The organism is Pseudomonas sp. (assembly GCF_049645325.1).
In the GTDB taxonomy this organism is placed as follows: domain Bacteria; phylum Pseudomonadota; class Gammaproteobacteria; order Pseudomonadales; family Pseudomonadaceae; genus Aquipseudomonas.
This window is the reverse complement of the sequence record NZ_JBARTQ010000215.1, coordinates 1-26449: the sequence shown is the minus strand read 5'-3', so window position 1 is coordinate 26449 and position 26449 is coordinate 1. Positions and strand designations below refer to the sequence as shown.

21 protein-coding genes and 1 other RNA gene are annotated in these 26449 nt (G+C 55.6%); 11 read left to right on the top strand and 11 right to left on the bottom strand.

Going from position 1 to position 26449, the window contains the following annotated elements:
- The first annotated feature begins 134 nt into the window (after positions 1-134).
- Genes WBB95_RS09320 through WBB95_RS09300 form a run of 5 tightly spaced genes read left to right on the top strand, consistent with a single transcriptional unit; the run spans position 135 to position 7545 of the window.
- Positions 135-1634 (top strand): type I restriction-modification system subunit M, encoded by a 1500-nt coding sequence (locus WBB95_RS09320; protein ID WP_424487319.1) that lies wholly within the window; start codon positions 135-137, stop codon positions 1632-1634.
- Positions 1631-1810 carry a hypothetical protein gene (locus tag WBB95_RS09315; protein ID WP_256657817.1) on the top strand — a complete coding sequence of 60 codons (180 nt, stop codon included), beginning with the start codon at positions 1631-1633 and terminating at the stop codon, positions 1808-1810. Before WBB95_RS09320 ends, WBB95_RS09315 begins: the two co-directional genes overlap by 4 nt.
- The gene (locus tag WBB95_RS09310; protein WP_424487318.1) at positions 1803-3317 is read left to right on the top strand and encodes a type I restriction-modification system subunit M; all 1515 of its coding nucleotides are present in this window, start codon (positions 1803-1805) and stop codon (positions 3315-3317) included. The genes WBB95_RS09315 and WBB95_RS09310 overlap by 8 nt, the downstream gene beginning before the upstream one ends.
- Positions 3314-4492, top strand: a complete 1179-nt coding sequence (locus WBB95_RS09305) for a restriction endonuclease subunit S (protein ID WP_424487317.1) — start codon at positions 3314-3316, stop codon at positions 4490-4492. The genes WBB95_RS09310 and WBB95_RS09305 overlap by 4 nt, the downstream gene beginning before the upstream one ends.
- 2 nt (positions 4493-4494) lie before the next feature.
- Positions 4495-7545, top strand: coding sequence for a type I restriction endonuclease subunit R (locus tag WBB95_RS09300; protein ID WP_424487316.1), 3051 nt, complete (start codon positions 4495-4497; stop codon positions 7543-7545).
- Positions 7546-7692: 147 nt separating this feature from the next.
- On the opposite strand, the gene WBB95_RS09295 is transcribed toward WBB95_RS09300, so the two are convergent.
- The 8 genes from WBB95_RS09295 to WBB95_RS09260 form a co-directional block, all read right to left on the bottom strand.
- Positions 7693-9546, bottom strand: coding sequence for a DUF6119 family protein (locus WBB95_RS09295; protein WP_424487315.1), 1854 nt, complete (start codon positions 9544-9546; stop codon positions 7693-7695).
- 222 nt (positions 9547-9768) lie between these two features.
- Positions 9769-10041 carry a hypothetical protein gene (locus WBB95_RS09290; RefSeq protein ID WP_424487314.1) on the bottom strand — a complete coding sequence of 91 codons (273 nt, stop codon included), beginning with the start codon at positions 10039-10041 and terminating at the stop codon, positions 9769-9771.
- Positions 10038-11018 carry an integrase domain-containing protein gene (locus WBB95_RS09285; RefSeq protein ID WP_424487334.1) on the bottom strand — a complete coding sequence of 327 codons (981 nt, stop codon included), beginning with the start codon at positions 11016-11018 and terminating at the stop codon, positions 10038-10040. The genes WBB95_RS09290 and WBB95_RS09285 overlap by 4 nt, the downstream gene beginning before the upstream one ends.
- Before the next feature lie 943 nt (positions 11019-11961).
- Positions 11962-13218 carry an integrase domain-containing protein gene (locus WBB95_RS09280; RefSeq protein WP_124379486.1) on the bottom strand — a complete coding sequence of 419 codons (1257 nt, stop codon included), beginning with the start codon at positions 13216-13218 and terminating at the stop codon, positions 11962-11964.
- A gap of 187 nt (positions 13219-13405) precedes the next feature.
- Positions 13406-13802, bottom strand: a transfer-messenger RNA (tmRNA) gene (gene ssrA / locus WBB95_RS09275).
- A 104-nt stretch (positions 13803-13906) separates the two neighbouring features.
- On the bottom strand, positions 13907-14188 hold the full coding sequence (locus tag WBB95_RS09270) for a hypothetical protein (protein ID WP_424487313.1): 282 nt from the start codon (positions 14186-14188) through the stop codon (positions 13907-13909).
- Between the two features lie 136 nt (positions 14189-14324).
- Positions 14325-17135 (bottom strand): FAD-binding and (Fe-S)-binding domain-containing protein, encoded by a 2811-nt coding sequence (locus WBB95_RS09265; RefSeq protein WP_424487312.1) that lies wholly within the window; start codon positions 17133-17135, stop codon positions 14325-14327.
- Between the two features lie 70 nt (positions 17136-17205).
- Entirely contained in the window at positions 17206-18900 is a 1695-nt protein-coding gene (locus WBB95_RS09260) for a lactate permease LctP family transporter (RefSeq protein WP_424487311.1), read from the bottom strand.
- Positions 18901-19163: 263 nt separating this feature from the next.
- Between WBB95_RS09260 and WBB95_RS09255 the strand changes: the two genes are divergently transcribed.
- Positions 19164-19931 carry a GntR family transcriptional regulator gene (locus tag WBB95_RS09255; protein ID WP_071485546.1) on the top strand — a complete coding sequence of 256 codons (768 nt, stop codon included), beginning with the start codon at positions 19164-19166 and terminating at the stop codon, positions 19929-19931.
- Between the two features lie 37 nt (positions 19932-19968).
- On the opposite strand, the gene smpB is transcribed toward WBB95_RS09255, so the two are convergent.
- Positions 19969-20451, bottom strand: a complete 483-nt coding sequence (gene smpB / locus WBB95_RS09250; RefSeq protein ID WP_003235073.1) for an SsrA-binding protein SmpB — start codon at positions 20449-20451, stop codon at positions 19969-19971.
- A gap of 166 nt (positions 20452-20617) precedes the next feature.
- Here smpB and WBB95_RS09245 point away from each other — a divergent pair, with 166 nt between their 5' ends.
- Positions 20618-21052, top strand: coding sequence for a type II toxin-antitoxin system RatA family toxin (locus WBB95_RS09245; RefSeq protein WP_424487310.1), 435 nt, complete (start codon positions 20618-20620; stop codon positions 21050-21052).
- Positions 21045-21347, top strand: a complete 303-nt coding sequence (locus WBB95_RS09240) for an RnfH family protein (protein ID WP_424487309.1) — start codon at positions 21045-21047, stop codon at positions 21345-21347. The genes WBB95_RS09245 and WBB95_RS09240 overlap by 8 nt, the downstream gene beginning before the upstream one ends.
- Before the next feature lie 63 nt (positions 21348-21410).
- Here the strand turns inward: WBB95_RS09240 and WBB95_RS09235 are convergent, their stop codons facing one another.
- Positions 21411-21938 (bottom strand): outer membrane protein assembly factor BamE, encoded by a 528-nt coding sequence (locus WBB95_RS09235; RefSeq protein ID WP_424487308.1) that lies wholly within the window; start codon positions 21936-21938, stop codon positions 21411-21413.
- Between the two features lie 98 nt (positions 21939-22036).
- On the opposite strand from WBB95_RS09235, the gene fur reads away from it, so the two are divergent.
- The gene (gene fur, locus WBB95_RS09230) at positions 22037-22441 is read left to right on the top strand and encodes a ferric iron uptake transcriptional regulator (RefSeq protein WP_003212228.1); all 405 of its coding nucleotides are present in this window, start codon (positions 22037-22039) and stop codon (positions 22439-22441) included.
- Positions 22442-22528: 87 nt separating this feature from the next.
- Here fur and recN read toward each other — a convergent pair whose 3' ends face one another.
- Positions 22529-24202 (bottom strand): DNA repair protein RecN, encoded by a 1674-nt coding sequence (recN, locus tag WBB95_RS09225; RefSeq protein WP_424487307.1) that lies wholly within the window; start codon positions 24200-24202, stop codon positions 22529-22531.
- Between the two features lie 254 nt (positions 24203-24456).
- Between recN and grpE the strand changes: the two genes are divergently transcribed.
- Complete coding sequence (grpE, locus tag WBB95_RS09220; RefSeq protein WP_424487306.1) at positions 24457-25017, top strand: nucleotide exchange factor GrpE; 561 nt, start codon at positions 24457-24459, stop codon at positions 25015-25017.
- A gap of 102 nt (positions 25018-25119) precedes the next feature.
- A partial coding sequence (dnaK, locus tag WBB95_RS09215) for a molecular chaperone DnaK (RefSeq protein ID WP_424487305.1) occupies positions 25120-26449 on the top strand: 1330 nt, incomplete at its 3' end.

Sequence of the window (26449 nt, the reverse complement as noted above, 5' to 3'; positions counted from 1 at the left end):
CTCACAGTGCTAAGGCCTCCGTAGTTTCGACATGCGGACCTTCGATTCAATGATATCCAGTACACTTGCCCCATCTTTAGCCTGCCAGCGGAGCGGGCTACCCGAACAGCTGCTCAAGATTTTTTCGAGTAAAAATGACCCTGATTAAATTAAAAGACCTTGAAGCGCACCTATGGCACGCCGCACACATCATCACCGGCCCCATCGACGCCTCCGACTACAAAACCTACATATTCCCGATCCTATTCTTCAAACGGATCTGCGATGTATATGACGAAGAGTTTGAAGAGGTGCTGGCCAAGGTCGGGAGCGCGGAGCTGGCGCGCGAAAAAATCTTCCATCGCATCCAGGTTCCTGTTGGCAGCCACTGGGATGACGTGTTCGCCAAGTCCCACGATGTAGGCAAGGCACTTAAGGATGCTTTTCTAGGCATAGAGCAAGCCAACACCCAGTTACACGGCATCTTCGGCGATGCCAGTTGGACCAATAAAGAGCGCTTGCCGGATGAGCTGCTAGCCACGCTGCTCAACCACTTCAACAAAGTCGATCTCGGGGTTGCCAGCGTTCGTAACGACGATATGGGGCGCGCCTACGAATACCTGATCAAGCGTTTTGCCGACAAAGCCAACAAGAAAGCCGGTGAGTTCTACACCCCGCGCACCATTGTGCGGCTGATGGTCAATATTCTTGACCCCAAAGCGGGTGAAAGCGTTTATGACCCGGCTTGCGGTACGGGGGGCATGTTGCTGGAGACCATTCACCACGTTCGAGAAAACGCGGGTGATCCCCGGCTGCTGAAGCTCAAAGGTCAGGAAAAGAATTTGACCACTGAAGCCATTGCCCGCATGAACCTGTTTCTCCACGGCCAGGAAGACTTTGAGATTGTTCGTGGAGATACCCTGCGTGAGCCCAAGTTTCTGATCTACGACCGGCTCGAAACCTTTGATTGTGTGATCGCCAATCCACCGTTCAGCCTCAGTGAGTGGGGTCATGAACAATGGGCGTCGGACGCCTACAGCCGCAACAGTCACGGCCTGGCCCCGAAAACCAACGGTGACTTTGCCTGGGTACAGCACATGTTCGCCTCCCTCAATGCCGATGGGCGAATGGCGGTTGTGCTGCCCCATGGCGTGCTGTTCCGCGGTGCGGCAGAGGGCCGAATCCGCACCAGCCTGCTCCAAGAAAACCACATCGAAGCCATTATCGGCGTAGCGCCCAACCTGTTTTACGGTACCGCTATCCCGGCTTGCATCCTGTTGCTGCGCAAGCAGCGCCCTTATGAGCATCGTGACCATGTACTTATCATCAATGCCGAGGAGATTTTCACCAAAGGCCGCGCGCAAAACACCTTGAGCAATGCCCAGGCGGATCAGATTTACCAGATCTACCTAGAGCAGTATCAGCAAGGCCCCTCTGCGATAGCATTGGAAGGCGTAGCGCGCTGGGTGCCGCTAGGTGAAATTGCTGAAAACGACTTCAACCTGAACATTGCCCGCTATGTGCAAAAGCCACTGGAAGAAGAAACCATCACCGTCGAAGAGGCGCTGAAAGACTTTCAGCAGAAACTGGCTACATTGGAGCAGGCCGAGCAGGAGCTGGAAGAACTGCTGATCAAGGAAGGGTTTGAGCTATGAGCACGGATAGCGCTGACAGCAACACCTCGCAGTTCATCAAGCAACACGCCGAGTCGCAGTACGAGCAGTTTCACCAGCAACGCCAACATGAAGATGCCGCCGGCGCAGACAAACGCCTCGCCGACCTGAGCCAGCTTGCTCATCAGCTATCAGACAAGACTCGTAAGAATGATTGAGTACCAGAAAAACCAAGCCTCCCAACTTGGCAAAAAGAAACTCGAAGACCTCCTTTGGGGAGCGGCCGAGTTTCTGCGCGGGCAGATCGACGCCTCCGACTACAAGCAGTACATCTTCCCGCTACTATTCTATAAGCGCCTGTCCGACGTTTACCTGGAAGAGTATGTCGAGGCCATGGAAGTCAACGAGGGCGATGCCGACTATGCCGTCATGCCCATGTTTCACCGCTTCCATATCCCCCTGGAGGCGCGCTGGGAAAAGGTACGCCATACCAGCAAGAACATAGGCGAAGCCATCCAGAATGCCCTGCGTCTGATCGAGACCCACAACGAACGTCTGCACGGCGTATTCGGCGATGCCCAGTGGACCAACAAAGAGCGTCTACCCGACCACCTGCTGGCCGACTTGATTCAGCACTTCAGCAAGATCCCTCTGGGCATCAAGTCGGTGGCCCAGGACGACCTGGGCGAAGCGTATGAATACCTGATCAAAAAGTTCGCCGACGACTCTGGCCACACCGCCGCCGAGTTCTACACCAATCGCACGGTGGTGCACCTGATGACCCGCATCATGGGTCTCAAACCCGGTGAAACCGCCTATGACCCCACCTGCGGCACCGGCGGTATGCTGCTTAATGCGGTGATGGACCTGCGGGACGAAGGTCAGGAATGGCGCAGCGTCAAACTCTATGGCCAGGAAGTGAACATGCTCACCTCTGCCATCGCCCGTATGAACATGTTCCTGCACGAGATCGAAGAGTTCGAGGTGTTGCGCGGCGACACCCTGGCCGAGCCAAAATTTATCGAGGGTGACCAGCTCAAGCAGTTCGACGTGATCTTCGCTAACCCGCCGTACTCCATCAAAAAATGGAACCGTGACAAGTTCACCGCCGACCCCTATGGCCGCAACCTATACGGCGTGCCACCGCAGGGTTGCGCCGACTACGGTTTTTACACCCATATCATCAAAAGCCTGAAGCCCGACACCGGCCGCGCCGCCATGCTCTGGCCCCACGGCGTGCTGTTCCGTGACTCGGAACAGGCCATCCGTAAGCAAGTGATCGAGTCGGACATTATCGAAGCAGTGATCGGCCTGGGTCCTAATCTGTTCTATAACTCGTCGATGGAATCCTGTGTGGTGGTGCTTAACTGCAACAAGCCCGTTGAGCGCAAAGACAAGATCCTGTTCATCAATGGTATCAAACATGTCACCCGCGAGCGGGCCCATAGCTGGCTTTCGGATGATGACCTGGCTGTGCTGGCCGGAGTTTACTTTACCCCTAGCAAGCAGCCTGCCATTAGCGCGTTAGTGGATATCGAGACAATTCGCGAGAATCAGCACAATCTATCGATTCCGCTATATGTACAGACTATCAATGACGGGGAAGTGCATGATGTTGAACATGCAATTGAGGCTTGGAAAATCAGCCGTTTACAGCTAAATAAGCAGGTTAATAAATTGTTCAAGAGCCTCAAAGAGTTTGGCTATGAGGTGGGTAAGAGATGAAAAGTAAACAGACATCTGTTGAGTGCATAAAGGTACGGTTTGGTGATGTCGCTAGGCAGCGTAAAAAAAACGTTGATAGAGAAAATAATCCATTTGAAAAATATGTAGAAGGGGGGCACTTAGCGTCGGAGGACTTGCGAGTCAAGTGTTTTGGTGTTTTTTCTGAAGCTTATGTTGGTCCAGCTTTCCATAGGATTTTTGAACGAGGCGATATTCTGTATGGCTCTCGCAGGACATATTTAAAGAAAGTTGCAGTTGCAGACTTTGATGGCATAACAGCTAATACCACCTTTGTTGTAGAGGCAAAGAATGCAGATCTGTTTTGTGGGGAGTTACTTCCGTACTTAATGCTGAGCGAGGGCTTTACCAATCATTCAGTGCTGAACTCTAAGGGCTCTACAAATCCATATGTCAACTGGTCCGACTTGGAGAAGTACACCTTTACCGTTCCGAATACAAAAAAACAGAAAAATTTATTAAATATTTTTAAGCTTTCTGATCAAAGCGTTTATGCTGCCGAAGCTGCCAAAGTTTCTTGTCAGGAGCTCCAAATGGCACTCATTTATGAAGCATTTACGAAGAAGGAAGGATGGATAGATTACAGGCTTAGTGATCTTTGTGAGGTCAAAGGAGGTCGGCAAAGATCTCCAAAATACGAAGCGGGTCTAAATCCTATTAGATATCTACGTCCAGCTAATATAAAAAAAGGGATATTTCGAGATGATGATGTTAAGGAGATGGATTTTAGTTTAGAAGAGTTGACCGTTTATTCTCTTGCTCATGGCGATACTCTTCTGGTAGAGGGGGGAGAGGAAAGTGATGTTGGAGACTCTTTGTTCTGGCGTAACCAAATTGAAGGGCCGGTGGCCTTTCAGAATACTTTGCTTCGTCTCAGAGCTGACGAAAAAAAAATATCAAGCAGTTCACTCTATTGGTTGATGGTTTACATGCATAGGTCTGGCCATTTCAGGTCCATTGCTGCGGGTACAAAAATTAAGCATATCGGCAGTAAAAAAACTTCTGGAATAATAGTTAGTCTCCCGAAAAACCTGGAGTCTATCGACAAGAAAGCAATGCTGCTGAGTGAAATTGATCTCCATATAGCATCTTTGGATAAAAAAATTGATCAGGCTAAAAATATGCGAAAACTACTGATCAATAAATTGTTGGGGTGAGTATGTTTAACGAACAAACCGTCACCGAAAATGGAATTGTCGACCGTTTAAAAAATTTAAGCGGGGTAAAGTGGACTTACTGCCACGGCGAGAACCTGCCAAAGAAGGCGCAGGATATTTTTGTCGATGAATGGTTAAAAGACGGGTTATGTTCGTTAAACCCGGCTATCGGCCAACAGCCGGATTATGCCGATGAGGTGATCCACAAGTTGCGCGGCGTAATATTGGAGGCCACGCACAGTGGCCTGGTCCGGGCCAACGAGAATTTCCAGGCGTGGCTGCTGGCCGAAAAAACCTTGGCCTTTGGTGAGAATGGTGAACATGTCACCATCAATCTGATCGACTTCGAAAACCTCGACAACAACCACTTTGTAGTGGCCCAGCAGGTGCACTATGTCGCGGCTGGCGAGGTGTTCTTCGATATTGTGCTGTATGTAAACGGCATCCCGCTGGTGGTAGGTGAAGTGAAAAGCGCAACTCGCCCCAGCGTCAGTTGGCAGGACGGTGCCGCTGACTTTATGGGCGGCAAAAAACACTATTGGCAGCATGCAAAAGCCTTTTTCGTACCCAACCTGCTGTGCTTCGCCAGTGAGGGCAAAACCTTTGCCTACGGAGCGATCAATGCCCGGGTCAAAGATTGGGGCCCCTGGCACCACACCGATCAGCGTGAGGATATTCCCGACACCCTGGCCTCCGTGCTGGCGAGCACCGAAGGGCTACTGAACCCGCAAACCCTGCTGCAACTGCTGGCTTCTTTTGCGCTGTTCTCTACCCATAAAACCGGTAAAGACACACCGCCCAAACGCATCAAATTGCTGCCGCGTTACCCGCAGTTCGAGACGGCCAAACAGATTGTTGAGCGGGTCAAACAGGGTTACCCGAAAAAAGGCCTGATCTGGCACTTCCAAGGTTCGGGCAAGTCGCTGCTGATGCTTTATGCTGCCAAGATGCTGCGGGCCGACAACGAGCTGAAAAACCCCACCGTGCTGATCGTGGTCGATCGCCGCGACCTGGACAGCCAGATTAGCGAGACCTTCGGCGGCGCCGATGTGAAAAACCTGATCAAGGTGCAGAGCTGTAAAAAGCTCGGTGAACATATCGAGCAGGACAGCCGCGGCATCCTCATCACCACCATTTTCAAGTTCAAAGATGTTGAGATCGATGAGCACAACCTGGCGGGCCTAAACAGTCGCGACAACATCATCGTGCTGGTGGATGAAGCCCACCGCACCCAGGAAGGCGGCTTGGGCGAGAAGATGCGCTGGGCGCTGCCCAATGCCCACTTCTACGGCCTGACCGGCACCCCGATCTCCAGTATCGAACGCAATACCTTCAAGTTGTTCGGCGCCGATGAAGATCCCGGCCGCTATATGAACCGCTACAGCTACAAACAGTCGATCCGCGACGGAGCCACTAACCCGGTTAAGTTCGAGCCCCGTTTAGCCGAATTGCGGGTCGACCGTGAGGCGATCAACGAGGAGTTCGAGCAACTGGTCAAAGACAACAACCTGGACGAAGACGAAAAGGCCACTTTGTCCAAACGCGCCGGCAAGCTGGCCGTGATGCTCAAGGCACCGAAGCGCATGGAGGCCATCAGTGCCGACATTGCCGAACACTTCACCAGCCATGTGCAGCCGAAAAAGATGAAGGCCATGGTGGTGGTCTATGACCGCGATGCCTGCGTGCAGATGTATTACCTACTTGGTCACATGCTGGGTTTCGACGTACTGGAGGTGGTCATGAATCTCGACCAGGCTCCGGTGAAGGATGAGAACGGTAAGCTCAACAAGGACTGGAACAAGTGGAAGGAAGAGCTCGATCTACCGATCAAGCAAGCCGACTTTGAGCGCTGGCAGAAATTCGATGGTGAAGAGCAGGCGCAGAAAAACCTGCTGGAAACCTACAAAGACCCGAAACAACCCCTACAACTGCTGATCGTGACCGCCAAGCTGCTGACCGGTTTCGATGCGCCGATCTGCTACTGCATGTACCTGGATAAACCGCTGCGCGACCACACCTTACTGCAGGCCATGTGCCGCACCAATCGCCTGTATGAGGCGGACGGGGTGGTTAAGCGTATGGGCCTGATCATCGATTATCTGGGCGTATTCGAAAACCTGCGCACGGCGCTGGCCTATAACCCGGAAGAGATCGACGGGATTGTCGAAGGCATCGAGAAATTCAAGGAGTTGCTGCCAGAGCAGTTGAAGCTGTGTCTGGCCTTCTTCCCGAACGTGGACCGCACCCTGGCAGGCTTCGACGGCATCCTGGCCGCACAGGAATGCTTGCCGGACAATAAAAAACGCGATGAGTTTGCCGCAGCCTTTGGCGTTCTGGCCAAACTCTGGTCGGCCATCAACCCCGACCCTTTCCTGACACCCTACCGCCAGGATTACAAATGGCTGGCGCAAATCTATGAATCAGTACGCCCGGTTGGTCAAACGGGGGCACTGGTCTGGGCCGCGTTAGGGCTCGAGACCATCAAGATGATTCACGAGCACACCGATATCAGTCGCATACGCGATGACATCGATGAGCTGATCATGGATGAACACGCGATCTTCACCCTGACCAAGAAAGAGCAGGAGAAACGTGCCCGCCGACTGGAAATAGACTTGATGGGACGTCTGCGCGGCCATGGCGAGGCTGTGTTCGTAGAGCTGGGTGAGCGCTTGGAGAAACTGCGCCGAGAGTATGAAGCGGGCGTAATCAAGGCCATCGATTGGCTCAAGGGCCTTCTGGATGCCGCCAAAGATACGGTGCAGGCCGAGCGTGAAACCGGTGACCCGGTGGTAACGGAGGCAGACAACAAGCAGGCGTTGACCAAACTATTCCTGGAAACCCGCCCGGAAACCACGCCGAAGCTGATTGGTGATGTGGTCGAGCAGATCGACAAAATTGTCAACGCTACTCGCTTTGAGGGTTGGCAGAACTCCAACAGTGGTCCACGCGAAATCCAGAAAGCACTCATGCTGACCCTGGCGCAGTTTGGCCTAAGCAAAGACAAAGACCTTTTTGAGAAGGCCTATGCTTATATTGAAGAGCATTACTAAGTCGATAACGTACCGTCGTGACCTGACGGTGACATCGGCATCACCCTTAATGCTAAGCTCCTGAGATGTGCTCAGGAGCCGCTTATGCTACTTATAACTACAGTTGATACTGAGGCCCATATATTATATCTGAAGGCATTTAATTATTTAAAGCGCCTCATAGGCCCAGAGGTGACTTGAGTAAGGCGCCCCTTCTTTGTTAAGTTTATAAAAAATTCTGAATTGAGACCCTGCCGCACTATCCGTGATGGCGGTGGCGCAGCGACTAACTTTAGTCCCTTGTTGTAGAGTTTGGCCGACAGTTACCCACGCTTCGTTTTTGTTTTTTCTATGCACCACCTCGACAATTACGGAAGGGAGGGCGCTGAATTTCCCCTTTGCCGGACTTGCGTCGGAAATGTAAGTGATCGCAGACGGGATCTGCATCAACTCCAAGCTCTTGAGACAGCGCATTAGACTGATTTTTGAAAATAGCGGTAGGTTTTCCGAAAGATGCTCTGGGTCTTTGTTTGTTATAATTCCATATATTATTTTTATATTAATATTTTCAATTGCGTCGCAGTATTGCTGTAAATTATTTTGGCCAATTCGTTCTGTGATCAAGTCCTTCAGCTTTTCCCGGCATTTTGGCTCTAAGATTATTAGCTCAGCTGAGTTTATGCCCTGGTTGAATAAATGGCTGAGTTGAGATGATCTAGTGGATATCTTTAAGTGGTAGAGTTTAGCCAGCTCTTGGCCGCCGTCATCAGCCCTGCTCAGAGTGTATAAGTCACAAGGCTCAATGGCAGTCTGCCCATCGAGGCTCATATTTGTTTGGTCCAAACATATAAACGCGGGTAGACTTTCAGATACAGCAGTATTATAAGATTCTTCGCTGTAATGGCTGATCCCATCCTTTGTAAAGTCGTGATTGTAATCAAATAAATCCGTGCGCTCGAATTTTGTGTCGAGGTATTCTTTAAGTAGCTCTACGTATTCTCGCTCTACTCGATACCATGAGCCTTCACATATGTGATAAATTTCTGCTTGCTCATGAATGTCAAGCAATAGGCAGTTATATATATTATAGGCTTTGTTGATGTTTCCATCTGTATCGCACAATGCAACGCTAAAAGATTTTAATTTGTCTATAGTGAAATCAGTCAGATCGATTTTTTCGCCAAGGTAGTCGTAAAATGCTTCCAGCGATATGTCTGTATAGATTTCCGCCAGTCCACCGCGTCCTTGAAATCTGCAGGAAGTGTTGTCTCGGTAATCTACGATATCAGGGATGCAAATGGAAAGCGACGGATCTCGGGCAATAAAAAACTTTAGAAGTTTATCATCTAGGGCGCGCACAATATCAGGATCATTTTCAGGTGAGATTTTCCCAACATTTGGAAAAGTGTTCAGGTAATCATTGCTGTTGTACAGCGCTAGTAAGTTGGTGCACAGGCCATGAAGCTGCTCAGGAAGGAACTTTAAACTGACCTTGAGACTCGCTGAGCCTGTTGCGCTTTTAAAAAGTCCAGTTAGATCCTCCCTGACAGCCCCTGTGAGGCTTCGAACAATTTCTGTATTGCTGTCAAAGTCAAGAAACGTTATATCTGCAGCCGCTGGGATCTGGGTTCTCTTCCTTCTTGAAGCGCCAGGATCCATTACGTCTGCACTTTTCAGTTTTTTTGGATCGAGACTATTAAGTGTTACTAGTAGTCCAAAGTCGTACTCGTAGCAGTTGTCACGAAGCTTATGAAATACATGTCCAAACGATAGGGCAAACCATCTATCTGCTACTGGTATGAAGACTAGTGCGCCTTTGTTTGATTGTTGGAGAGGGTTAGCGATATTGAAGTATTGACGCCACCAAGGCTCTCTTGGTTGGCCGTCTAGAATATAAACGCTTGAGTTCTCTGGAAGACGATCTGATGCTACGACTTGACCTAACTCGTGCTCTTCTTTTAGCGAGTTAGTGGCGTTGAATCCTTGTTTTAGCAGGAATATAGTAAAAGGACGACTTTTCAATTGTTGAATCCCTTCGGTTGGCATTGATTGAATGTTGTTTAGAGCGGTGACGGGAATCCTATCCTCTTGTTGGCATATTGCCATCATCTTTCATTATATGACTGAATTTTCTTCCAAATGCAAGCCGTCCTTTATTCAGGCTTCGTGCTGTTCTGATCAGCCCCTCGACGGTTTCTTGACGTATCTAATGCTGTCGGTCGTGGTGACTGGCGCGGGTTTTAATCATAGTAAGAACCATGGCTTTTTCAGGCGTTTTGCGAGCAGCCGAACTGTCAGTAGATAGTAATAGCGCGTCGCGTCACTGCGACCTGCCAAACAATTGTCAAGAAACCAAATTAAATGCTTCCTCTGCCAAATCCACGGTGTCTCTCGCTGCCATCGCTTTGCGATAGCCACTTGGATAGCCCTAGCTTGCCGAAAATGACGTCGCCGTGTCGCATGCGACCCATTCAGCACGCCGACTAAGAACAACTCCATATCGAATGGCTTGCTCATATGCGTCCTCCAATGTAGGCCGCGACCACATCGATCCGACCGTGCCCCAGCTCGTAGCTGATTTGCCTCCGTGCCTCACGATCAAGGTTGCTGTCTAACTGGCAACAGTGACCGCCATTGATAGGCGCGCGGTGTTGGGTGATTTGCTCATAGCGCTCACATGCGTACGCCGCTCGTAGCTCATGGAAGCCTTTGAGGTTGTGTGCATGCAGAGTGTCCCGCGCAGGGCGGATGATTTTTTGCAAAATACTCAGGTAGCTTTCGTGTGGCGCAATCAGGTTGTGGCTTCCCGCAGGCGACACCTGCCGTGCAAGCCTAAGTGCACCTCGAATAGGGTCGTCCACTGCGATCCAACGTGGCGCCGACGCCCCGGTGCGGCCACCTTTGGTGCCATCCTGAATGTTAATCCTGCCTAGATCGAAAACCTCACGACTCAGCCTTGGCAGGTCAGCCAAGATGGCCTCACGCAAGCGCATGCCGGTGGCTCGCGCCAACAGAACAATCGCGGCGGCCCGTAGCTGATGTTGGCTGCAAAGCGCATTGACGATCTGCACAAGCTGTTCGCGGCCTTGGCCCTGCGGCACCGAAAGACGAACCCCGGTACGCTGCATCCCCAACGCCTTGCTCGGGCTTGGCAGTTTCACATGCTGATCACCGCGAAGCGCCGCCATGGTCCTGTTGACGCTGGATAGCCGGTTTTGTGCGGTACTGACGGCGAGATCACCGCGCCTAACCATGTCGCGCAGATGCGCCGCGTAGTCGGCCAACACCTTTCGATCAATCTGCCGCGCATCATTGATACCGGGCCCCTGTTCGGAGCGGCACCATTTCACGAATGCCAACCACCGATCACAGTGCGTCTTGACCGTGCCGTAATGACCGCCGCCGAACATGTCTTTTAGCGCTTGCGGCCCCGCGTAGCTCAGTTGCCTGCCGTAGCCGAAATTTCGGCCATCGCGTCGACCCACCAATGCCATCTCAATCACCTCATCTGCCGTTCTCCGATCCTCGCCCCACGTCATCCCGCCAAGAATGCTTAGTGTTATCAGGGATCAAGGCCCCTGCGGCCTGTGGGGGTGTCCACTCACGCAGGACTGGCGGCTCCTTACGACCGGGAGCAAGGGCATCTCATGATCTGGTCTCCTGAGCACCGTTACAGGTGGGCGGGTGGAGGCTGCATTGGCTGACGAGACCAGTGCCGCGAGATCCTGAGCCGGGTGAAAGCAGCAAAGCGATGACCGGGGCATGCCTGACTGTCAGTCAGGTACAGTCCATTCCGTGGTCTGCGGCACCATCATCTGCATGGCTGTTGCTGGTGACATCGGCGTTTGTCACGCCAATTGTCACGAGTGGAGTTGCCGCAAAGCCAAGTGCGATGAGGGCTGCAGCAGTGTTAGAAGCGCCCGTCTCTTTCCAGGAGAAAGAGACGGGCGCAGGTTGGCGCAAGATTCGGCCAAGCGGATAGGTTGCTGCAGGGCAGCGGAGTAGTCGTCTGGCGCATGAGGGCCATGATCTGAAGTAGGCATCCATCACCGGGGAGGTGACCGGGCGAGCTTCCGGACGCGAATCGCCATTAGGGGAGAACCACCGCGGGAGCGGCGTGACCTTGAAGGTTCGGGCCACCTGGGGTGCTGTCAACGACAGCGCTTGCACGGCCAGTTCTACGCTTGTGAATAAATCCGGTCAAGGGCCGAAATTCAGCGTTACTCTGGACTTGGAGTGAGGTTATCCACATATGGAATTCCGTGGTAAACCCCGGACAACGTCGTGGCTTTTAGTTTTTCAAAGTGAGGTCCTTCCAAACAGGGCGGCTTTGCAGCCCTGTTTGGAAGGACCCGCGCTTACAAGCGGATAAACGAGACTGCTTGCCCTGAATCTCGAGCGCTCAGTTGTTGCTACCGTTATTGAGCCTGTACAGCGCTAGCGGATCGGCACCACGTTCTTGTCTCTGGCTTGGCCGTATGCAGAGGCGAGCATGCTGCCGGTCGCGGCTTTCTGGATGTACTCACTCCACCAAGCCATCATCGGGCGCCGTCGCTCGATATAGTCGGCTCGGTTGTAGGCGCTCCGCACCTCATCCTTGTCGACGTGCGCCAGGGCCACCTCAATGAGCTCCGGGTCCCAGCCATGTTCATTCAAGATGGTGCTTGCCATCGAACGCATGCCGTGGCTGACCAACCGATCTTGGAAGCCCATACGTTTTAACGCCATGTTGGCGGTCTGGCTATTGGCGTGGGTGCGTGGATTTCTGTCGGCCGGGAAGACGTACTCGCGATGACCGCTGTGAGTCCTCAGTGACTCCAACAGTGCGACCGCGTGATCACTCAACGGGATGCTGTGAGGGCGGCGTTTTTTCATCCGCTCCGGTGGGATAGTCCAAACACGCCTCTCGAAGTCGATGTCTGCCCAACGAGTAGTCGCCGCCTCGGCGGGGCGAGTCATCGTGTGCAGCTGCCATTCGATCAGGCAGCGGGTGGTGCGTTTGATACTGGCGTTCGCGATCTCCAGCATGAGTTCGGGGAGCTCTTCGGGCGGAAGCGCAGCCATATTCTCTTTCTTGGGCTTCTTGAATACTGCCCTGATGCCGCTGAGTGGGTTGGCGAAGATCAGACCGGAGTTCACCCCGTAGGTCATGATCTCGTTAAGCCGCTGGCTAAGGCGTTTGACCGTCTCCAGGCTGCCTTTCGCTTCGATTGGACGAAGCAATGCGATCACCATCGGCGCGGTGATTTTCGTGAGTGGTGTCGTCTTCAAATCGGGGAACACGTGCAGCGTGAGCGACCGCCAAATGTCCTCGGCGTAGGCAGGGGTGACCGAGTCCTTCTTGAGTTCGAACCAAGCGGTGGCCACGTTCTCGAAGGTATGTTCCGTTTCTGCGCGCTTGGCTTCATTCAGGGTATTGCGCTGCACCTTCGGATCGATGCCTTGGGCGAGCAGCTCCCGCGCATCGACTGCCATCTTCCGTGCGTTCGCCAACGACAGTTCGGGGTAGGTCCCGAAGCCGATGTTGATGCGCTTTTTGGTCACTGGTTCGCGGTAGTTGAAATTCCACAGCAACGAGCCGTTGTTGCGTACGCGGAGCTGCAAACCGTCACCGTCTGTGAGGACGTAATCCTTGGACGCCGGTTTGACTCCCTTGAGCTGTCGATCGGAGAGGCGGAGGTTTTGAGCAGGCATGAGATTGTCCTCAGGCACTAATTCGGTATTCCAAAGATTAGCACCGGACGGACTGGAATGCCGTCTGGAATACCCGAATGGCTGGAATTCAAAAACTCTCAAAAGACCGCAGAAGCGCTGGAAGCCGCGTATTTGCTGGGTTTAAGGCACAAAAAAAGACGTCCGTGGACGTCTTTAGTTGATCAAATGGTGGAGCCGGGGGGATTTGAACCCCCGTCCGCCAGTACTCCGCTGTCGGTACTACATGCGTAGCCGTTTCTATTAAGTTAACCCTCAGCGACCCGAAGGGCAGGGTGCTTTGGGCGAGTTGTGTAAGTTTTAGCCGCTTCGTCCACAACGTACTGCACGGCGATTCTGTTCTATATGACAATCACTTTGGGTTTACAGACATCCCCTGGTGATTGCTGGACCCGAAGGTACCAGAAGCTCAGGGCTAAGGCTGCTTACGCAGCGAGAGCGAATTCCTGGCCGTAGTTTTCGTCATTGGCAACTATAAGAAGTTGCAACAGTGGATTTACGAGTTCTGTTACCAACTCGGCATGCACCTAAAGTTTCGCGACCGGCGTCGAATCCTAAACGGCCCCGTGCTTGTAACTCGTTGTTTCATAGTGAGTGACAAGCCTGTGCAGTGTACGCCAAACCGTCACGGAAGGCCAACCCGAAGGTTGGCCCTCAGCGGGCGCGGCGCTTATTGACCGCCTTTGTCGCTGTTTTGCAAATCCTGGAGCGCTTTGGAGGTGATATCGATGCACTTCTTGTCATCACCGGCCGCGTGGGCGGCTTTGGCCTGGGAAACAGCGGTGTCGATATCGCCGCTTTTGCCGCTGGTATCGGTGGCGAGCAGTGCTTTGCCGTTATTGATTTTGTCCAGGTTGATCTGGCAGAGGTCGTCAGTTTTTCCGGCTGCAAACACAGGGGAGGCCAGCATCGCAGCGGTAATGAACAAGCCAGCAAGAGCAGTACGCTTCATGGGGTATCTCCTTGAGCAAATAAGGCTCGATGCTGCGCCAAGGCGGGGCAGCCAGCGAGGTCACTGATGAGCCTCGTGCGTCGAGGCCTATTCAAATGACTACGCCGGTGCGCAGGCGTTCGGTTTCATTGGCTATTTAATGCACCCGCGGCTGAGTCACCCTGTCCACGAGGTACACCAACCCGTGGTAATCAATGCCGCCATGCTGGCTCAGGCCGATCTCGCAGGTGCGGCTGGTGGAGATGCCTTCGCTGCAATATTGCACGGCGTCTTTCAGGGTGCGCAGTGAGTGGGCGTTGAGTTCCGGGGTGGTAAAGCCCTTGTCGCCGGCAAAGCCGCAACAGTGAATGCCCTCCGGGATCACCACGGTTTTGGCGCAGCGCCGGGCGAGGTCGATCAAGGCTTGGCTTTCGCCCAAGTGCTGGGTACTGCAGGTGACGTGCACGGCGATGGGCGCTTCCTGCGGGGTGAAGTCGAGGCGGTCCATCAAATGCGTGCGGATGAAACGTACCGGATCGTAGAGGTCCAGGCGCGTTTCGCCAAGGTCTTGCGCCAGCCGCAGGGTGCACGGGCTGGTGTCGCAATAGATCGGGTCGAGCCCGCCACGGCTGGCGTGGAGCAGGGCGCCGATCAGTTCCTGGCGTTTGTGCTCGGCCTGTTCGGCGTAGCCTTTGGAGGCGAAGGGCTGGCCGCAGCACAGGCTGTCCAGGTTGTCGGGGAAGACTACTTGATAACCGGCTTTTTCCAGCAGGCCGCGGGTTTTGTCGTACAGCGACACCTGCTCTTTGTCACCCGCCGACGGGCCCATGGCGCGTGAGACGCAGGCCGCCAGGTAGACCACCCGTGGTCGCTCGTTTGTGACGGCCGGGCTGAAGCGAATGGCTTTTTCCGGCTGCGGCATGGCGTGGGTCCATTGCGGGATTTGGCCCTTGGACAGTTGCGTCACTTTTGCCGAGAGTTTTGCCAGGCGCGGCGCGCCGAACAGCATGCGGGCGCCATTGGCGACGTGCAGCGTAAAGCGTGCACCTTGCATGGCGGTGGCGAAATGGCTGGCCAGCCAGTCGGCGGTTTTCGTACGGTCGGCATCGCGCGCGCGCAGCTTTTTCACCAGGTCGCCGGTATTGATTCCCACAGGGCAGCGTTGGGCGCACAGCCCGGTGGCGGCACAGGTGTCGATGCCTTGGTAGTGGTAGGCCGTTTCCAGTTCGGTGGTGTCGATACCCGCACGTTTTTTCGCCTGGATGTCGCGCCAGATCACGATGCGTTGACGCGGGCTCAAGGTCAGGCCTTTGGAGGGGCATACCGGCTCACAGAAACCGCACTCGATGCACTTATCCACAAGCTCGTCAGCGGCAGGCAGTGGCTTGAGGTGCTTGAGGTGAATTTGCGGGTCGTCGCTGAGCACCACGTCGGGGTTGAGAATGCCGTTCGGGTCGAGCAGGCGCTTGAGCTGCCACATCAGTTGATAGGCATCGCTGCCCCATTCCAGCTCGACGAAAGGTGCCATATTGCGGCCGGTGCCATGCTCGGCTTTCAGGGAGCCGCCGAACTCCACCGCCACCAGGTGCGCGACGTCGTCCATGAACGCTTGGTAGCGTGCGACTTCTTCGCTGCTGTTGAAGCCTTGGGTGAAGACGAAGTGCAGATTACCTTCCAAGGCGTGTCCGAAAAGGATGGCTTCGTCGTAGTGATGTTTGTCGAACAGTTCGATCAAGCGGTTAACGCCGATGGCCAGTTGCTCGACCGGAAAGGTCACGTCTTCGATGATCACCGTGGTGCCGGTTTTACGCACGGCACCGACGGCCGGGAAGGTGTCTTTGCGGATCGCCCAGAGGCGCGCGTTTTCCAGCGGGTCTTCGGTAAAGTCGACCTGTTTCTCCACAGGGAAAGGCGCCAGTGCAGCCATGATCAGCGCCAGTTGTTCATGCAGTAAAGACGACGACGCAGCGCGGGATTCGATCAGCAATGCGCAGGCATTGTTCGATAGCTGCTGTACGAAAGCGGGCATGCCCGGTTTGTCCTGCACGGAGCGCAGGCTGCGCCGGTCCAGCAGTTCAACGGCCGAGACCGGTTGGGTTTTCAGCACCGTGACTGCGTTGCAGCAGGTCTCAACATCCTGGAACACAATCAGCGCCGACGCTTTGTTCGGGTGATCGATCACCGTGTCGTAAGTCACGGCGCTGATAAAGCCCAGGGTGCCTTCGGAGCCCACCAGCAGATGGCTGAGGATATCCAGTGGCTCATCGAAATCCACCAGGGCGTTGAGTGACAGGCCGGTGGTATTTTTCAGACGGTATTTGTGGCGGATTTTCGCAGCTAATTCGGCATTTGCCCGCGTCTCGCGGCCGAGTGTCGCCAGGCGTTCAAGCAGGGCGCCCTGCTGTTCACGAAAGGCGGTGACGCTGGCGGTGTCTTCGGTGTCGAGGCGGCTACCGTCGGCCAGCACCAGGCGAATGCCCGCCAGCGTGTGGTAGGTGTTCTGCGCCGTCCCGCAGCACATGCCGCTGGCATTGTTGGCGACGATGCCGCCGATTTTGCAGGCATTGATCGACGCCGGGTCCGGCCCGATCTTGCGCCCGAACGGCGCGAGCCACGCATTGGCCTGGGCGCCGATTACTCCGGGTTGCAGGCGGATCTGCGTGCCTTGCCCGCGAATTTCACGGCCATTCCAGTTGTCACCCAACACGATCAGGACCGAGTCGCTGATGGCTTGGCCGGACAAACTGGTGCCCGCTGCGCGAAAAGTCACCGGTACGCGGTCACGCTGGGCCAGCTGCAGCAGCGCCACTACTTCGTCTTCCGACTCCACGCGGATCACCAATTGTGGGATCAGTCGGTAAAAGCTGGCGTCGGTGCCGAAGGCGAGGGTGGAAAGTGGGTCGTCAAAACGACGACCTTTTGGGATCAGTTGTGCGACGTCGCTCAGAAAAGCAGCAGGCAGGCTCATCGGTCCTCCAGAAATAGCTGACGCCGGAACCGTTGTCCGGCGTCGATTCTTACCCTGTGACGTGCAGGTCTCAGTGCACCAGCATACCGGTGAACCAATAGGCCTGCGCCAACGTGATCAGCCCGACGATCGTGGCAAAAAACAGGCTGTGCTTGAGGGTGAAGCGGAACAGGTCGGATTCTTTGCCCACCAGGCCTGTAGCGGCGCAGGCCACGGCGATTGATTGCGGCGAGATCATCTTGCCGGTCACGCCGCCGCTGGTGTTGGCCGCTACCAGCAGCGTGTCGTTGACGCCGATCTGGTGGGCCGTGGTGGCTTGCAACGAGCTGAACAGGGCGTTGGAAGACGTATCCGAGCCTGTCAGAAAAACCCCGAGCCAGCCGAGGAAAGGCGAGAAGAACGGGAAGGCAGCGCCTGTGGCGGCCAGCACCAGCGCCATGGTCGAGGACATGCCGGAGTAGTTGGTGACGAAGGCGAATGCCAGCACCATACCAATCGACAAGATCGGCCAGCGCAACTCGTAGAAGGTTTCTTTTAAAGTGGTAAGACCAGTTTTGATGTCGATTTTCAGCACCAGCATGGATATCAGTGCTGAGAAGAAAATCGCGGTGCCGGTGGCTGAAATCGGGTCCAGCTTGAACACAGCCGGAATGGCGGTAGGGGTGGTGACGATCGGCGCGACCTTGATCACCAGTTGATCGAGGTGCGGGATCGCGAAGTTGAATACCCAGCTGTACATCGACCCGCCCGCCGCGAACATCGCCTTGAAGGCCTTGAGGGTCCAGAGGGTCACCAGGACGGTCAGGATCAGGAATGGCGACCAGGCTTTGAAAATCTGCCCGAGGCTATAGGGCGAGGCGATGGTTTGGCGTGGTTGGCCAAAGCCGCCAGCGCTGGCGGTGATCGTTGCGCTGGAGGTGGCACCGGCAATGTGTGCGCCGGCGGTGCGCTTGGGTTGCCAGACTTTCAGGAACAGGGTCAGGGCGACCAGGCTGGCCAAGGCCGAGGTGATGTCCGGCAGTTCCGGGCCGATGAAGTTGGAGGTGAAGAACTGTGTGACGGCAAAGCTCAGGCCTGCCACCAGCGCCGCCGGCCAGGTTTCGCGAACGCCGCGCAGGCCGTCCATCATGAACACCAGCCAGAACGGCACAAACAGCGACAGCAGCGGCAGTTGGCGGCCGGCCATGGCGCCGATCTTGAACGCGTCAATGCCGGTCACTTGCCCGGCCACAATGATCGGAATGCCCAAGGCACCAAAGGCGACCGGCGCGGTGTTGGCGATCAGGCACAGGCCGGCGGCGTACAGCGGGTTGAAGCCCAGGCCGACCAGCAGCGCGGCGGTAATCGCCACGGGCGCACCGAAGCCTGCGGCACCTTCAAGGAAGGCGCCAAAGCAGAAACCGATCAATAGCACCTGCAGGCGTTGGTCGTCGGTGATCGACAGCACCGAGCTGCGGATGATCTCGAACTGACCGCTCTTGACCGTCAGTTTGTAGAGGAATACAGCAGCGACGATGATCCACGCGATCGGCCACAGGCCGTAGGCAAAACCATAACCGGCGGCGGCCAGCGCCATGTCCACGGGCATCTGGAAGGCAAAGATCGCCACCAGGATCGACAGCGCCAGGGTGATGCTGCCGGCCACGTGGCCTTTGAGGCGAAACACGGCCAAGGCCAGGAAGAAGAATACGATCGGAATGACGGCAGCCAATGCGGACAGGCCGAGGCTGCCGAGAGGGCTGTAAAGCTGTTGCCAGGTTTGCATGGTGGGGTGGCCCCTAATTGTTGTTGGTCAGGCACTGTTTGGTCGGCTTGGATAATTGGTAATACCAATTTACAGGCGCCGTCGGCTAGAGTAAAAGCCTGGGTGGGGGTGTGTCAATTTGCCGCCTGCGAAACTTTGGTCGTAGGGGTGTGGGTCGGGTGGGCTGATGGGGTAAATCGAAGGTGTTCTGATAGGTGCTGCAAGCGCGGCGATAGGCCAGAATAGAGGGCCCGGCGAGTGGTCGGGATTGTGGAGAGTGAGTTATGGGGTTTGATCAGGTGCGTCAGCGCCGTTTGTCTGACGATATCGTCGAGCAGCTTGAGGGCATGATCCTTGAGGGCACGCTGAAGTCGGGTGAACGCTTGCCGGCCGAGCGCGCTTTGGCTGAGCAGTTTGGCGTGTCGCGCCCGTCGTTACGCGAGGCGATCCAGAAGCTCGCGGCCAAGGGGTTGTTGGTCAGTCGTCAGGGCGGCGGTAACTATGTGGCGGACTCTTTGGGGTCGACGTTCAGTGATCCGCTGCTGCACCTGCTGGAAAATAACCCCGAGGCTCAGCGTGATCTGCTGGAGTTTCGTCAGACCCTCGAAGCGTCGTGTGCGTATTACGCCGCGTTGCGTGCTACTGAAGTTGACCGCGAGCGGCTGACGGCAGCGTTCGAAGCGTTACAGGATTGCTACACGCGTTCTGATGAAGTGAGCCGTGCGGAAGAGGGCGCGGCGGATGCGAGGTTTCACTTGGCCATTGCCGAGGCCAGCCATAACGCGGTGTTGCTGCACACCATTCGTGGCCTGTTCGATTTGCTCAAGCGCAATGTGGTGACCAACATCGGCGGCATGTACCAGCAGCGCACGGAAACCCGGGACATGCTGATCAGTCAGCATCGGGACCTGTACCTGGCGATTATCGAGGGGCGGGCCGAGCAGGCGCGGGAAGTCTCAACACGTCACCTGCTGTATGTGCAGGAAGTGCTCGAGGAGGTGCGTCAGGAGGTTCAGCGCGTGGCTCGGGCGGAGCGACGTAAAGGCATGTAGCCGAGGGCGGTCGCCCAAGGCTACATCGTCACAAGGATTAGTCTTCCTTGCCCTTGTTGCGCACGGCGCGATGCAACTCGCGATTGGAATCGCGTTCACGCTCGGTGTCGCGTTTGTCGTATTCCTTCTTGCCCTTGCCCAGCGCGATCTCGCACTTGACCAGGTGCTTGCTCCAGTACCACGACAGGCAGATGCAGGCGTAGCCTTTCTGCTGCACGGCAGCGGCGAGCTTTTCCAGTTCGCGGGCGTTGAGCAGCAGCTTGCGCGTGCGAACCGGGTCGGCAATCACGTGCGTGCTCGCAGTGGTCAGCGGGGTGATATGACTGCCCAGCAGCCATGCCTCGCCATCCTTGAGCAGTACGTAGCTGTCGACCAGTTGCAGCTTGCTGGCGCGCAGACTTTTTACTTCCCAGCCGGCCAGGACCAGACCAGCCTCGAACCGATGTTCGATGAAGTAATCGTGTCGCGCCTTTTTATTTTGCGCGATGGTCCCTGTGGGGTGTTTCTTTTGTTTAGCCATAGGGGCGGCATTATAGGGAGTTGCGAGCGTGTCGGCTACGGTCAACCTGCGTGCTTGAGCGTGTTGGACGAATCCCGGACAATGCAGCCTGTACTTTGATTTTTTTCTCTCGCGGATCGGGCTGTTCTTTCGCGATGTTTGCCTCAGCAGTGGAAGTAACGCTCACATGACGACGCATATTCAACGTTCGGCCTTACTGCCTTATCCGGCGCAGGCGCTCTACGACCTGGTCAACGACGTGGCGCGTTACCCGGAATTTCTGCCGTGGTGCTCTGCCGCTGAAGTGCTGGAGAGCAGCGATGACCACATGGTCGCCCGTGTCGGGGTGGCAAAGGGCGGCTTAAGCCAGCACTTTGTGACGCGCAATGTGCTGGTGCCGGGGAAATCCATTGAAATGAATCTGCAGGAAGGGCCGTTTACCCAGTTGCATGGTGTGTGGGTATTCAAGGTGCTGACCGACAAGGCCTGCAAGATCAGCCTGGACTTGTCCTTTGATTACGCGGGGCCAATTGTTCGCGCGACGTTGGGGCCGTTGTTCAATCAGGCCGCCAATACCCTGGTGGACGCGTTCTGCCAGCGAGCCAAGCAACTGCATGGTTGAGGTTGAAGTGGTCTATGCCGACGAAGATCGCCAGGTGCTGTTGGCGGTGACGGTGCCGGCGGGCACGAACCTGCGAGCGGCAGTGCAGGCATCCGGGATTGCTGCGCAATTTCCACAGCTTGTGTTGCCTGAATGTGCGCTGGGGATATTCGGCAAAGTGGTCGCGAACCCTGAGTTGCATGCCGTGCAGCCGGGGGACCGTATTGAGATTTACCGGCCCTTGCTGGCTGACCCCAAAGAGGTGCGCAGGTTGCGTGCGGCCAAGGCGGCATTGGCCAGGCAACAGAATTCGTAGGCTTGCCAGTCAGCAGACAACAAAAAGCCCGGCATGCCGGGCTTTTTGTTGAGCGCCGCAAAGTTACTGCGGGCTGGTGTCCAGAGGTTGTGGCGTCGGGACTGGAACGGCTTGCACGCCGTCGACGTCCTTCTGGATCTGATCCAGCAGGGAGCCTGGCTTGGCCGGCACCTCGGACTTCGGCTTCTCGGCTTCCTGCGCAGGCGCGGTCACGTTGGTGCCTTTGTCCTTGCCCAGCAAGGCTTCATCACGGCTTACGCCGGGCATGAAGTCACCGGACAGGCTAACAAGCTGATCATTGCCATTGAAGATGACACTGACGCGCTCCTGTTGGCGTTCACCGCCACCAGGCTGGATGCTATAGAGATAATCCCAGCGATCGGCATGGAACGTGTCGGTCAGCAGAGGATTACCCATGATAAACCGTACTTGCCGTCGGGTCATTCCCGGGCGTAACTGGTCTATCATGTCCTGCGTGACGACATTGCCCTGCTGGATGTCGATTTTGTAAACCCCGGGGAATGAACAACCGGCGAGTGCGAGCAGTCCCACAAGGGTGAAACTGGTTAGCAAGAGCTTGGTGTTTTGCATCGGTGGGCGACTTCCACTATCTTGGCTGGGACAACGTAAACGCCGATCATACCCGTATTAAGAGAAGCTGCGAAGCAGCATCCGCGAGAAAGCTAACCATGGTTGAAAATAGCGAACTACGCAAAGCCGGTCTTAAAGTGACTCTGCCACGAGTCAAGATTCTACAAATGCTCGATTCTGCTGAGCAGCGCCACATGAGTGCCGAAGATGTTTACAAGGCACTGATGGAGTCTAACGAGGACGTTGGCCTGGCCACGGTTTACCGTGTGCTGACCCAGTTTGAAGCCGCAGGGCTGGTGGTTCGTCATAATTTCGACGGCGGTCATGCAGTGTTCGAATTGGCTGACGGTGGTCATCACGACCACATGGTTGACCTGGATACCAATGAGGTTATCGAGTTCACCAGTCCGGAAATCGAGAAGCTCCAGCACATGATCGCTGAGCAGCACGGATTCGATTTGGTGGACCATAATCTGGTCCTGTACATCCGTAAGAAAAAGTAAAAATCGACGCAGATTCGCTCTGCGAAACGATTGAAGGCGACCCTCGGGTCGCCTTCGTGCTTTCTATGACAGAGAAAAACGCGCGCCTCAGGCTTTCGCCGCCACGACCATTTTCTTCGCGTGAGCCAACGACTCTTTGGTCAGGTCGATACCGCCAAGCATCCGCGCCACTTCTTCCACACGTTCCGACTTGTTCAGCTTGGACACGGCCGTGTGCGTCGCATCGCTGCCCCGCACCTTATGCACAAACAAATGCTGATGCCCTTGGGCGGCTACTTGCGGCAAGTGAGTGACCGTCAACACCTGGCCTCGGTCGCCCAGGCGACGCAGTAACTGACCAACAATCTCTGCCGTCGGCCCGCCAATGCCCACGTCCACTTCATCGAACACCAGTGTGGGTACCCGTGAGGTCTGGGCGGTGATGACCTGAATCGCCAGGCTGATACGGGACAGCTCGCCACCGGACGCCACTTTCGCAAGTGCCTTGAGCGGCTGGCCGGGGTTGGCGCTGACCAACAGTTCCACCTGCTCCAGGCCGTGGGGTTGCAGCTCATTGCTGGCGTTGGCATGCAGTTCGATGGTGAAGCGCCCGCCAGGCATGCCCAGGCGCTGGATCTCCTGCTCCACTGCGTTGGCCAGCCCTGTTGCGGCTTGATGGCGAAGGTCGCTCAGTTCGCGGGCCTTGTCTTGATAATGGCGGGCGAAAGAGGCGAGTTCATCCGCGAGTCGCTCGATGGATTCGTCATTCGCATTCAGGGTTTCGATTTCATCCAGCAGCTTCTGCTGCATCGTCGCCACTTCGGTGGGCTGAATGCGATGCTTGCGTGCCAGCGTATAGATAGTGTCCAGGCGCTCCTCGATTTCCTGCAGGCGCGCCGGGTCGGCATCAAAGTGGTCGAGGAAGCGGTTCAGTTCGCCGACCGCTTCTTCTACCTGGATTTGCGCACTGGTCAGCAGCGTTGTCGCCTCACTTAATGAGCCGGACCCGCTGTTCACACTGGACAGTCGATTGAGGCTGGCCGTCAGCGCATTCAGCACATTCCCGGAATCGCTCTCGCTGCATTGCTCCACCACCTGGCGACAAATACCCAGCAGGGTTTCGGCATTGGTGAGGTTCTTGTGTTCCTGCTCCAACTGTTCCAGTTCGGTTTCGCCCAGGCCAAGGCTTTCCAGCTCTTCAAGTTGATAGCTGAGCAACTGATGGCGCGCGCGTTGTTCGTCGCCGGAATTGGACAGGCGTTCCAGTTCCTGGCGCGTCTGCCTCCAGCGTTGGGCGGCCAGTTGTACCTGGCGGGCAAGGTCGGTGGCGCCAGCGTATTCGTCAAGCAGGCGCCGGTGAGTGTCGGTTTTAAGCAGGGACTGATGTTCGTGCTGGCTGTGGATATCAATCAGCAGCTCGCCCAGGGCTTTCAAGTCGCCGAGGGGGCAGGGCGTTCCATTGATATAGCCGCGCGAGCGCCCTTCGGCGGTGATGACCCGGCGCAGGATGCACGGGCCTTCATTATTAAGGTCGCGTTCGGTCAGCCAGGTTTCGGCTTCCGGGATGTCCGCCAGGTCAAAGGTGGCCAGGATGTCGGCCTTGTCCGCGCCGGGGCGTACCACGCCGCTGTCGGCGCGGTCGCCGAGGGTCAGGCCCAGGGCGTCGAGCATGATCGACTTGCCGGCGCCGGTTTCGCCTGTGATTACGCTCATCCCGCGATCCAGTTCGAGATCCAGGTGTTCAACGATGGCGTAGTTATGTACAGACAGGTGCACGAGCATGACGGCCGCTCCCAGGCTTTAGGTCTGGTTATTTATACAGTGTTTTGTTCGAGGCTGACAATCCTGATGCTTAGCTCGATTTGCTTGAATAGGCCGCTTGTTTAGCGCGATGAGGAATGAGCGACGCGGGATTGAGCCGCGCTACCGCAAAGACTTTTGGTAACGACTGCGCCCTTGAACCTGGAAATTGTGGCCCCATATACCGGAACAGAAGCGCGAGTTGAGTTCGCGCATGATTTTGAAAGGAGAAATCTATGGCTGACGAACAGACGCAGGATACGCAAACTCCAGACGCCAACCAGGCAGCGGGTGAAGACCTGGCGGCTCGTGTACAAGTGCTCGAAGAGCAACTGGCAGGCGCGCAGGATCAGTCTTTGCGTGTTGCCGCCGATCTGCAGAACGTCCGCCGCCGTGCCGAGCAGGATGTAGAAAAGGCTCATAAATTCGCCCTGGAAAAATTCGCCGGTGATCTGTTGCCGATCATCGACAGCCTGGAGCGTGGTCTTGAGTTGTCCAACCCGGACGACGAAAACATCCGCCCAATGCGCGAAGGGATCGAACTGACCCTGAAAATGTTCCAGGACACCCTGAAGCGTTATCAGTTGGAAGCCATCGATCCGCAAGGCGGTGAGCCGTTCAATGCCGAGCACCATCAAGCGATGGCAATGCAGGAAAATGCTGATCTTGAGCCGAACAGCGTGTTGAAGGTGTTTCAGAAGGGTTATCAGCTCAACGGTCGCTTGCTGCGCCCGGCAATGGTTGTGGTGAGCAAGGCTCCTGCACCTGTTGCACCTTCTATTGATGAGCAGGCTTGAAATAAGTCGTAACGGCCCCATCTATAAGTCAAGCGTTTAAGTACTGCCGCAGTTAGCCACCACTGCTGCGGCAACAAAATCTAAGTTTCGGGAGAGTAAATCATGGGCAAAATTATCGGTATCGACCTGGGGACTACCAACTCCTGCGTCTCCGTGCTGGAAAACGGCGTATCCAAAGTTATTGAAAACGCCGAAGGCGCACGTACCACCCCGTCCATCGTGGCTTATGCCAACGACGGCGAAATCCTGGTGGGCCAGTCCGCCAAGCGTCAAGCTGTGACCAATCCGCATAACACCCTGTACGCGGTAAAGCGTCTGATCGGTCGTAAGTTCGACGAAGAAGTCGTACAGAAAGACATCAAGATGGTCCCTTACAAAATCGCCAAGGCTGACAACGGTGACGCCTGGGTTGAAGTAAACGGCCAGAAAATGTCGCCGCCGCAAATCTCGGCTGAAATCTTGAAAAAGATGAAGAAAACCGCCGAAGACTACCTCGGTGAAACAGTGACCGAAGCGGTGATCACTGTTCCGGCCTACTTCAACGACAGTCAGCGCCAAGCGACCAAAGACGCCGGCCGCATCGCGGGCCTGGACGTAAAACGTATCATCAACGAACCCACCGCAGCCGCTCTGGCTTACGGCATGGACAAGGCCAAGGGCGATCACACCGTGATCGTTTACGACCTGGGTGGCGGTACGTTTGACGTCTCCGTGATCGAGATCGCTGAAGTTGACGGCGAGCACCAGTTCGAAGTGTTGGCCACCAACGGCGACACGTTCCTGGGCGGTGAAGACTTTGACATTCGTCTGATCGACTACCTCGTTGACGAATTCAAGAAAGAAAGCGGCATGAACCTCAAAGGTGACCCGCTGGCGATGCAGCGCCTGAAAGAAGCCGCTGAGAAAGCCAAGATCGAGCTGTCTTCCGCTCAGTCGACCGACGTGAACCTGCCGTACATCACTGCAGACGCCACCGGTCCTAAGCACTTGAACGTGAAAATCTCGCGCTCCAAGCTGGAAGCACTGGTTGAAGACCTGGTTCAACGTACCATCGAGCCTTGCCGCATTGCGCTGAAAGACTCCGGTATCGACGTTGGCGCGATCAACGACGTGATCCTGGTCGGCGGTCAGACCCGTATGCCACTGGTTCAGAAACTGGTGACCGAGTTCTTCGGTAAAGAAGCACGTAAAGACGTGAACCCGGACGAAGCGGTTGCCATGGGTGCTGCTATCCAGGGTGCAGTATTGGCCGGCGACGTGAAAGACGTGCTGCTGCTGGACGTCAGCCCGCTGACCTTGGGTATCGAAACCATGGGTGGCGTGATGACTGCGCTGATCGAGAAAAACACCACGATTCCTACCAAGAAATCGCAAGTGTTCTCGACTGCCGACGACAACCAGGGCGCTGTGACCATTCACGTGCTGCAAGGTG